Annotated in this window: 1 protein-coding gene and 1 pseudogene; both read right to left on the bottom strand. The window is 61.9% G+C overall.

Features of this window, described 5'->3' with window-relative positions; translation table 11 throughout:
• Positions 1-213: pseudogene (locus tag DNJ95_RS19070) on the bottom strand (ABC transporter permease); the annotation flags it as partial.
• Positions 206-934 (bottom strand): ABC transporter ATP-binding protein, encoded by a 729-nt coding sequence (locus tag DNJ95_RS19065; RefSeq protein WP_420824384.1) that lies wholly within the window; start codon positions 932-934, stop codon positions 206-208. The pseudogene DNJ95_RS19070 and the gene DNJ95_RS19065, both read right to left, overlap by 8 nt.
• Positions 935-1332 lie beyond the last annotated feature (398 nt).

The raw sequence follows: 1332 nt of genomic DNA, 5'->3' as shown, positions 1-1332 counted from the left end.
CAGGGTGTTGGTGCCCAGGCCCTTGAAGGTGCTGATGGCTTCGTTGGCGGCGTTGTGGCCGATGTTGAGCAGCGCGATGACGGCTGCGCAGCCGACCGCGATGCCGAGCAGTGCCAGCATTGCGCGCCGGCCCAGCCGGCGCAGGCTGTCCAGCGACTCGATCAAGGTCTGGATCAGGAATGGGCCATGCCGGCCCGGCTGCCGGTCAGCCATCAAAGCTGTTCCGCTGCAGAGGGCATTCCGTGATCCGGCCACCCTGGACGTGCAGCCGGCGATCCAGCCGCTGAGCGAGGTCGCCGTCATGGGTCACCATGACCAGGGTCACGGCCTGTGTGCGGTTGAGCTCCAGCAGCAGGTTCATGATGTCCTGCGCGGTGTCGCCGTCGAGGTTGCCGGTGGGTTCGTCGGCCAGGATCAGTGCCGGCTCGCCGACCAGGGCGCGGGCGATGGCGACACGCTGGCGCTGCCCGCCGGAGAGGTCGGCGGGAAGGTGTGCCATGCGATCGGCCAGGCCGACCCGGTCGATTTGGCGGTGGGCGTGTTGCCGGGCCTGGTGGCGTGAATGGCCGCGGTACAGCAGCGGTAAAGCAACGTTGTCCAGGGCGCTGAGGCGCGGCAGCAGGTTGAAGCTCTGGAACACGAAACCGATCAGCCGATTGCGCAGGTCGGCGCGCTCATTCTGCGTAGCGCTGGCCATATCGCGCCCATCGAGCAGAAAGCGTCCGGATGTGGGCTGGTCGAGCAGACCGAGGATATTGAGCAACGTGCTCTTGCCCGAACCGGATGTGCCGACGATGGCGCAGCTTTCTCCGCGCCGGATCGTCAGTGTGATGTTGTCGAGTACGGGCAGGTGCTGTTCGCCCATGCGGTAAGACTGACAGATGTCTTCCATGGCGATCAGGCTCTGTCCCGGTTGCATTCCCGAGCCTGGCATGTCCTATCCCTCGTCGCTCCCCGCGATGCCCGGATCGATTGCGGGTGAGGCGAACCGATAGGCTATCGAGTGTGTGTGTTTATCATGTTCGACGTAGCGAAAGCGAGGAGATTTAGTCGATGGTCATGTAAGGGACTTCGCCAGATAGGTAGAGCAAGAGCAAGCTATTGGATGGCGATCCAAGTTCGTGTGCATTCGTGCCTTGCGCAACCGACAGTTTGTTGAGGGGTGCTCCTAAAACCTCTGTTGAATCAAGATGTTGCGTGAGAAGCGATTGTCTCGTTTCCCGCTCCAGTTTATGATCCGCAGGCTTCTAGCATTGCCTGCGAATCATCGAAAAAGGGCCTTGCGGCCCTTTTTTGTTTTCAGCGAAAAGCATTGGAGTCTCCCTCCCTCCC

The sequence above is a fragment of the Stutzerimonas kirkiae genome, from assembly GCF_004327335.1.
Taxonomy (GTDB): domain Bacteria; phylum Pseudomonadota; class Gammaproteobacteria; order Pseudomonadales; family Pseudomonadaceae; genus Stutzerimonas; species Stutzerimonas kirkiae.
Note: the sequence above shows the minus strand (reverse complement) of the source record. Positions and strands in the feature narration are given on the sequence as shown.